This is a genomic window from Zemynaea arenosa (assembly GCF_004614185.1).
Lineage (GTDB): Bacteria > Pseudomonadota > Gammaproteobacteria > Burkholderiales > Burkholderiaceae_D > Telluria > Telluria arenosa.
Genome location: NZ_SPVF01000082.1, coordinates 1 through 8,528, shown reverse-complemented (window position 1 = coordinate 8,528; position 8,528 = coordinate 1). Strand labels below are relative to the sequence as shown.

Below are 8,528 nucleotides of genomic sequence, written 5' to 3'. Positions count from 1 at the left end.
GTGACGCAGCCGGCCGCCCTCAGCGACAGTGCCGCACTGGGCGCGCAGATGTTCGTGGATGCCTCGCTGTCGGCCTCCGGCAAGCTGTCCTGCGCCAGCTGCCACGTGCCCGGCCGCGCGCACGCGCCCGCCGACGGATTGGCCGTGCAGCTCGGCGGGCCCACTGGTAGCACACCCGGCCAGCGCGCCACGCCCTCGCTGCGCTACCAGAGCTTCACCCCGCAATTCAGCTTCGGCAAGGACGGCCTCCCGGTCGGCGGCTACGACGCGGACGGCCGCGTCAGCACCCTGGCCGAACAGGCTGCCAACCCGCTGCTGGCCGCGCACGAGATGGCCAACGTGACCAAGGCTGCGCTGGTCGACAGGCTGCGCCACGCCGCCTACGCCGAGCGCTTCCGCAGCGTGTTCGGCACGGCGATCTTCGACGACCCCGAGCAGGCCTTCGAGCGCGCGACGTTCGCCCTGCAGCAGTACCAGCGCCAGGATGCCGTCCTGTTCCGCTTCGATGCAAAATTCGACAAGGTGCAGCAGGGGCAGGCCGCCTTCAGCGCCGCCGAACAGCGCGGACTGGCGCTGTTCAAGGACCCGGCCAAGGGCAACTGCGTGGCCTGCCACTCGGCCACGCCGCTGCTGGACGGCACCCCAGCCCTGTTCACCAGCTTCGGTTTCTATGCCTTGGGCGTCCCGCGCAATGCCGCGCTGGCCGCGCCCGGCACCTTTGACCTCGGCCTGTGCGGCCCGGACCGCACCGACCTGGCTGCGCGCGCGGACCTGTGCGGCGCTTTCAAGGTGCCGTCGCTGCGCAACGTAGCGACCCGCGCCGTGTTCTTCCACAACGGCGTGCTGACCAGCCTGCGCGACGCCGTGCGCTTCCACGTGCAGCGCGATACCGACCCCGCGCTGTGGTACCCGGCCGGCGCGGACGGCCGCCCGCGGGCCTACAACGACCTCCCCGCGCAGTACCACGCCAACGTGGTCCGCACCGCCCCCTTCGACCGCGCCCCGGGCGCCGCGCCCGCGCTGACCGCCGCCGAGATCGACGACATCGTCCAGTTCCTGCACACCCTGAACGACGCCGACCAGCCGCAGCCCCAGTGAGAGCGTGACACCGGCCGGGCGCACGGCGCCCCCGGCCCCTGCCATCGCACCGCCGGGGGCGCGGCGCGCGCTCAGCGGAACTTGTACTCCAGCGTCACCCGCAAGCTGCGCCCCTGCACGTCCTCGATGTTCTGCGGCACCACGCCGCCGCCCAGGTTGCCGAAGGCGCGCAAGTCCAGCGGCGGGCGGTGGCCGAACAGGTTGCGGACAAACGCCGAGATGGTCACGTTGCGGATGCCGGTGTACGACCCGTGATAGTCCCAGCGCACATACGACGCCACACGGCACTCGGCCGGCCCGTAGCCCTGGTCCGCGCAGCCCTGCGGGTTGTAGGTTTCGTCGAAGAAGTCGGTCTGCAGCGCCGTCGGGCTGTTGTAGGTCACGCGCAGGCCGTTGGTCCAGGCGCCGGTGCTGAGCGTGGCGTCCAGGTTGGCCACCGTCTTCGGCGAGCCGTAGCGCCCCGCGAGGTTGTCGCCGTAGTTGTTGAGCGTGCTGCTGAAGTTCTTCAGCTCGCGCAGGAAGGTGGCGTTGCCGGAGACGTCCAGGCGCCCGATCGGCGTCGGCACGCGCGCCGCCGCTCCCAGGTCGAAGCCAGTGGTCTTGGTCTTCGACACGTTCTCGAACATGCCGGCGGTGGAGGCCAGCGGCCCGGCGCTGACCCCGTACTGGGCCTGCTCGGCTGCGGTGAAGGTCTTGTCCTGCACGAGGGCCAGCCGGTTGATCACGCCCGGCGCCTGGTCCGACTCGGCGGCCAGCAGGTCGTTGGTGGACTTCAGGCCGATCTCGTTCTTGCGCTCGATGGTCCACCAGTCCAGCGACAGGTTGTAGCCCTTGAACGGCTCCAGCACGAACCCGACCGTGCCGCTGCGCGAGGTCTCGGGCTTGAGGTTGGGATTATTGCGCACGATGCTGGCCACGCCCGCCGCACACTCGTTGCCTTCCACGATGTCCGCGCGCGCCGCCAGCAGCGCGGCGTTGGGGTCGTCCGGGGGCAGCGCCTCGGACTGGGCGCGCAGGTCGTTGGCCAGCACCTGGGCCTGCGGGCAGCGGCGCGGGTCGACGATGCCGTTGTCGAAGGCGAACTTGGTCGACTGCGCGCTCTCGGTCAAATTGGGCGCGCGGAAGCCGTGCTCCAGGGTCCCGCGCAGCATCAGGGTCGGCAGCGCCTCCCAGCGGAACGCCAGCTTGGGCGAGAAGTGGCCCTCGAAGCCGGGGAACTTGTCGTAGCGTGCAGCGGCCTGCAGCTCGAAGGTCTTGGCCAGCGGGATCGAGGCCTCGGCGAAGGCCGCGTAATTGGTGCGCGAGGCGTTGGCGCTGACCACGCCGTTGGAGACGATGTCGCCCGCCGCCAGGTTGGCGCTCGGGGTGATCTCGAACTTCTCGTGCCGCACGTCGGCCCCGACGGCGAGGCTGACGTCGCGCTCGCCGATCTTCGCGATCGGACCGCTCATCTTGGCGTCCCAGAACTGCTGGGTGATCTTGCCCTGGTAGCCGTTCTCGGGGAACAGCAAATTCAGCACCTCGGGCGAGTTCATCTGCCCCAGCCTGTAGCTGCGCTGGAACAGCAGCGGGTCGCCCGGATCGGCCGGGTCGAACGGGTCGGCGTAGCTGCCGATCACCTGCTGGAAGCCGGACGCACTGAAGAAGCCGCCGCGCGAGACGTCATCGGTCTTGCTGCCCATGATGCCGAGCGCCGATTCCCAGTCCCAGCTGCGCCAGCTGCCCTTCACGCCCGCCAGCGCGCGGTACTGGTCGCTGGTGGACTTGCGGAAGGACGGGTCGTCGGCGAAGCGGTAGCGCAGCTCCAGCTCCTCGCCGCTGGTATTGAGCGGATGGGTGGCGGGCAGGCCGCGGTAGTTGAAGATGCGCTGCTGGTCGGTGGCCGGGTCGCCCCACACGGCGGGCGGGCTGGTCGAGCCGTAGGTCGCCTGGGCGCCGTGGTACAGGGTGCGCGTGTGCGAGTACAGCAGCTCGGCGAAGGCTTCCAGGTTGTCGCCCAGGTTGAAGCGGCCGGACACCAGCAGGTTGGCGCGGTCCGCCTCCGGCTGGGCCTCGAAGTGCGCGAAGCGGTCGTACACGCACAGGCCGGAGGCGTTGCGGGTGGCGCAGCCCGGCAGGGAGCCCTGGCCGATCAGGTTGCCGGGGAAGCTGAAGGTGGAGGGCGTGCCGCGGTTGCCGAACATCAGCCCGCTGCCGGGGGCGACGGTGGGGAACCAGTCGCCATACGACGGGTTGAGGTCGTTGATCACCTCGCGCCAGTTGGCCGAGTGGCGGCCGAACACCTCGACGTTGGCGAGGATGTTGTACTTGTCCGCGTCCAGGTCGCCGAAGCCGCCGGTCAGGGCGGCGGTGTGTTCGCGGAACTCGCTGTTCTTGAGCGAGCGGTCGTAGGAGGCGCGGGCCTGCAGGCCGTGGTAGTCGGAGCGGGTGATGATGTTGATGACGCCCGCCACCGCGTCCGAGCCGTAGATCGCGGAGCCGCCGTTGCGCAGCACCTCGATGCGGTCGACCGCGTCCAGCGGCAGCGCGTCCAGGTTGGTGAACACCTCGTTGTAGTCGGCCAGCGCGTAGGGCGCGACGCGGCGCGAATTGAGCAGGATCAGGGTCGACATCTTGCCCAGGTTGCGCAGGTTGGCGGCCGAGGCGCCGCCCGCGAACGAATTGCTGCCGCCGATGTCGGACAGGGTGGAGCTGGCGGAGGTCAGCGTGTCGAGCGCCTCCTTGACCGAGTTCACGCCCAGCCGGGCGATCTCCTCGCGGCGCATGACCTGCACCGGGGTGGCGGTCTCCACGTCGATGCGCTTGATGTTGGAACCGGTGATGACGACCTTCTGGACCGGTTCATTGGGCGGGGGCGGGCTGTCCTGGGCCTGGGCTTGGAGCGCGGCCAGCGCCAGCGCCACCGCGACGGCGGCGGGTGTGCGTTCAAATCGGTTCAAAATAATCTCCGTTGAAAGTTCTAATCTGCAATATTTATTACTGCAGAGTTGGCTAAACGACATCGGGTGGATGGCGAAAGCCGGATTCTACGGAAGATTATTCAGAAGATCGTTGAGCGCACATCAAGGAGGTGGAAAAAACCACGGATTCGTCGGCCTCAAGCGAACACGGCCGACCATAGGCGTTGTACGGCCGCCGCATGCGGCGCGGCCAGGGCCGGATCGATGCGCGCGTTTTCCGAGCCTTGCAGGCGGGCGCCATGCTGCAGCTTGCGCATGGCGCGGTAGGCGTCGGCCGCGCCGCGCGCCAGGTCGGCGTCGATGAGGCCCAGTTCCCCGCAGGTGCGCAGCAAGGCGATGTTGCCGGAGTTGGCGGTCAGCTGGGCATAGGCGGACGCGTGCAGCAGCACCAGGTACTGCACGATGAACTCGACGTCGATCATGCCGCCTTCGTCGTGCTTCAGGTCGAACAGTTCGCCGCGCGGCGGGTGGGCCTCGCGCATTTTCTGGCGCATGGCGAGCACTTCCTCTCGGAGCGGCGCAGCGTCGCGCGGCTGGCGCAGCACGGCGCAGCGGATCTGCTCGAAGCGCGCGCCGATCTCCGCATCGCCCGCGCAGAAGCGCGCGCGGCTCAGCGCCTGGTGCTCCCACACCCAGGCCGAGGCCTGCTGGTAGCGCTCGAAGGCGGCCACGGTCGACACCAGCATGCCCGAGGCGCCGTCGGGCCGCAGCGCGGTGTCGATGTCGAACAGGGTGCCGGCCGGCGTGGCGGTGGTCATCCAGGTGATGAAGCGCTGCGCCAGGCGCGCGTAGTTGGTGGGCGCGTCCTGGTCCTCGTCGTCGTACAGGAAGATCACGTCGAGGTCGGACACGTAGCCGAGTTCCTTGCCGCCCAGCTTGCCGTACGCGATGACGGCGAAGCGCGGCACCTCGCGGTGGCGCTTGGCAATGGTCTGCCAGACGGCGGGGATGGTGGCGGCCACGATGGCATCGGCCAGCTGCGACAGATGGTCGGCCAGGCGCTCCACGGTGAGGTCGCCCGCCAGGTCCTGCGCAAGCAGGCGGAACAGCTGCACGTGGTGGATCTCGCGCAGCACGTCCATCTGGCGCTCGGTGTCGCCGGCCACTTCGGCCAGCCGGGCACTGAGCTCGGCCTGCAGCTCGGCGGCGCTGGGGGCGGGCGAGCGCGCGCGGTCGTCCAGCAGTTCGTCGAGCAGGATCGGGTGCTGGGTCAGGAAGGTGGCGGCCCAGCCGCTGGCGTGCATCATGCGCAGCACGCGCTCCAGCGTGTGCGGATATTCGGTCAGCAGCGACAGGTAGGCCGAGCGGCGCGCGATGGCTTCGAAGAAGTCGAGCAGGCGGCCCAGGGTGGCGGTGTAGCTGCCGCGCAGGCCGGACTCGGCGGCAATGCGGGCGATCAGCGGCAGGGCCGCGTTGAGGAGGGCCGTCATTTTCGTGCGGCTGGCTTCCGGCATCGTTTGCAGGCGCGGCGTCAGCCAGGCCGCCAGCAGGCGCTGGGCGCCGCCGCGCGGATCGTCGTAGCCCAGCTCCGCCAGGCGCGCTTCGATGGCGGCGCGGTTGTCCTCGTCGTAGGCGCCGGCGGCCGGGTCTACCTCCTCGGCGCCGCCCGCCTTCTCGGCGAAGATGGCGTCGAACTGTTCGGCCACGAAGGCGCGGTGGGCGTCCAGCGCAGCCAGCAGGCTGGGCACGTCCGGCAGACCCAGCATGCGCGCCACGGTCAGGCGGTCGTCTTCGCTGACGGGCAGGGTGTGGGTCTGGGCATCCTCCAGGTACTGCAGGCGGTGCTCGAGGTTGCGCAGGAAGGTGTAGCTCTCCAGCAGGCGCTCGACCACGGCGGGCGCCAGCAGGTCTTTCTCGGCGATGGTGCGCAGGGTGGCGCGGGTGGAGCGGTCGCGCAGGGCGGCGTCGCGCCCGCCGCGGATCAGCTGGAACACCTGGGCCAGGAACTCGATCTCGCGGATGCCGCCGCGGCCCAGCTTGACGTTGTTGCTGCGGTCCGGGTGCAGGCGTTCCTGGCGCTTCACTTCGGCGCGGATCTGCGCGTGCATGCTGCGGATCGCGTCGATCATGCCGAAGTCCAGATAGCGGCGGTACACGAACGGCCGCACGATGGCGTCCAGCGCGGCGATGTCTTCCGCCTGGCCGGTGACGGCGCGCGCCTTGACCCAGGCATAGCGCTCCCACTCGCGGCCCTGCACGATCAGGTATTCCTCCACCATGTTGAGGCTGGCCGCGAGCGGGCCCGAGCCGCCGTTGGGGCGCAACGCCATGTCGACGCGGAACACGAAACCGTCCTCGGTCACTTCCGCCAGGCCGGCGATCAGCTTCTTGCCGAGGCGGATGAAGAACTCGTGGTTGGACAGCTGGCGCTGGCCGCTGCCGGCCGCGGTCTCGCCGTCGTCCGGGTAGACGAAGATCAGGTCGATGTCTGACGACACGTTGAGCTCGCCGCCGCCGTGCTTGCCCATGGCCAGCACGAGCATGTCCAGCACCCGCCCGGTTTCGGCCGAGACTGGCGCGCCGTGCAGCGCGACCAGCTCGTGCCGCGCCACCTCGTACATGGTCTGCACGGCGAAGTCGGCGAAGGCGGTCATGGCGCTGACCACCTCGTTGAGGTCGGCGGCGCCTTCGAGGTCGCGCCGGATCAGGGTGCACACCAGCAGGTTGCGCAGGCGCCGCAGCGCGCGCGCCGGCGGCAGGCCGGTGGCCGTCAGTTGCGCGAGCTGGGCGGGGAGGTCCAGCTGATCGGCCGGGCCTGCGGCCAGGGCGGCGACCTGGGCTTCACGGTCGGGGGCGGCGCTGGTCCAGCGCTGGTAGTAGCGGGAGGGAAGGGTCATCGGCTGATGGTAAGTGAGGCCCGCGGCGCGGGGCAAGCTTGTTGTAGGTGTTTCATTGTAAAGATTAAAAGATTGCAGCGAATGCATTATGGTGGCGCTCCCCCAATCACAAGTCCCGCGGAGCCCCGATGCGTCATCGTTTCACTACTGCCCTGGCCCTGTCGGCCTGCCTGCTATGTGTACCGGGCCGACCGCAAGATGCTGCTGATCGGCGACCGCCAGCTGCCCGCCTGCGTGCGCTGAGCACCGGGACGGAAACGGCGCTCTTGCCACAGGTGTAAGCAAGCGTGAGCAAGCGGTCTCGGGAGCAGGCCCATCATGTAGAATGGCGACGCCCTCGAACAACCGCCGCGCTCCCCTGGAGCGAGCGCCGTACCAACCCGATTGATGCACAACCCGAACCTTGAACAAGAGGCCGAGCACGTCATCGAGGCCGTGGCCGACCGCTGGCACCGCGCGCGTGCGGCCTACCGCATGGCCAACCTCGCGACCCACCATGTGCTCGGGTTCGCGGTCAAGACCGTGCTGCTGGCCTACTTCCTGTTCATCGGGCTGTTCCTGTTCCTGCGCTACGCGGTCCTCCCCAACATCGATTACTACAAGGGCGACATCGAACGCCTGGCCAGCCGCGCGGTCGGCAACCCGGTGTCGATCGCCCGCATCTACGCCTCCTGGACCGGGCTGCGGCCCAGCCTGTTCCTGGGCGACGTGGTGCTGCGCGACCAGCAGGGCCGCCCGGCGCTGAGCCTGCCGAGCGTGTCGGCCACCTTCTCGTGGTGGAGCGTGCTGGCGCTGGACGCCCGCTTCGATACCCTGGAAATCATCCGCCCCGACCTGCAGGTGCGGCGCGCCCGCGACGGCAGCTTCTACGTGGCCGGCATTCGCCTCGAGACCGGCAAGGAAGAAGAGGGCAAGGGTGCCGACTGGGTGCTGAACCAGCGCGCCATCGTGATCCGCGAAGGCCGTGTCACCTGGACCGACGAGCTGCGCGGCGCGGCGCCACTGGCGCTGGACAATGTCACGCTGGCCCTGCAGAACGTGTGGAACCAGCACCGCTTCGCCTTCAAGGCCACGCCCCCCGCCGCCATGGCGCGCCCGTTCGACGTGCGCGCCGAATTTGCCCACCCGCGCTTCGCCAGCAAGACCAGCGACGTGCGGCTCTGGAAGGGCGAGCTGTACGCGGATCTGCGCGACACCGACCTCGCGGCCTGGAAACCCTACTTCGACTATCCGTTCGCGCTGGCGCGCGGCTATGGCTCGGTGCGCACCTGGATCACGCTGGACCAGGCCCGCCTGGCCGGCTTCACCGCCGACGTGGGCCTGGCCAACGTGGCCGCCCAGCTGGGCAAGGATCTGCCGCCGCTGCAGCTGGAGCGCATGCAGGGGCGCGTGTCGGCGCGCGAGGATTTCCAGCGCGACGCCGACGGCGGCGGCAAGCCGACCTTCGGCGCTCATGGCCATACCGTCACGCTCGACAAGCTGACCGTGCAATTGCCCGGTGGCGCGGCCCTGGTACCGATGTCGATCTCCGAGACCTGGACGCCGCGCCTGGCCCGCGCGCCGGAGTCCACCCGCGTGCATGCGCGCATGCTGGACCTGGCCACCCTGGCCCAGCTGGCGGGGCAGCTGCCCC

General features: G+C 69.6%; 4 protein-coding genes. 2 read left to right on the top strand and 2 right to left on the bottom strand.

Going from position 1 to position 8,528, the window contains the following annotated elements:
* Positions 1–1,098: cytochrome-c peroxidase (locus E4L96_RS05780; protein WP_229414239.1), on the top strand; the 1,098-nt coding region annotated here is incomplete at its 5' end.
* Positions 1,099–1,169: 71 nt separating this feature from the next.
* On the opposite strand, the gene E4L96_RS05775 is transcribed toward E4L96_RS05780, so the two are convergent.
* Positions 1,170–4,037, bottom strand: a complete 2,868-nt coding sequence (locus E4L96_RS05775; protein ID WP_167758607.1) for a TonB-dependent receptor plug domain-containing protein — start codon at positions 4,035–4,037, stop codon at positions 1,170–1,172.
* A 158-nt stretch (positions 4,038–4,195) separates the two neighbouring features.
* A complete protein-coding gene (gene glnE / locus E4L96_RS05770; RefSeq protein ID WP_135206266.1) occupies positions 4,196–6,895 on the bottom strand; it encodes a bifunctional [glutamate--ammonia ligase]-adenylyl-L-tyrosine phosphorylase/[glutamate--ammonia-ligase] adenylyltransferase in 2,700 nt (899 codons plus the stop codon).
* A 387-nt stretch (positions 6,896–7,282) separates the two neighbouring features.
* Here glnE and E4L96_RS05765 point away from each other — a divergent pair.
* Positions 7,283–8,528, top strand: a 1,246-nt coding sequence (locus E4L96_RS05765) for a YhdP family protein (RefSeq protein ID WP_441359650.1), incomplete at its 3' end; no start/stop codon positions are given.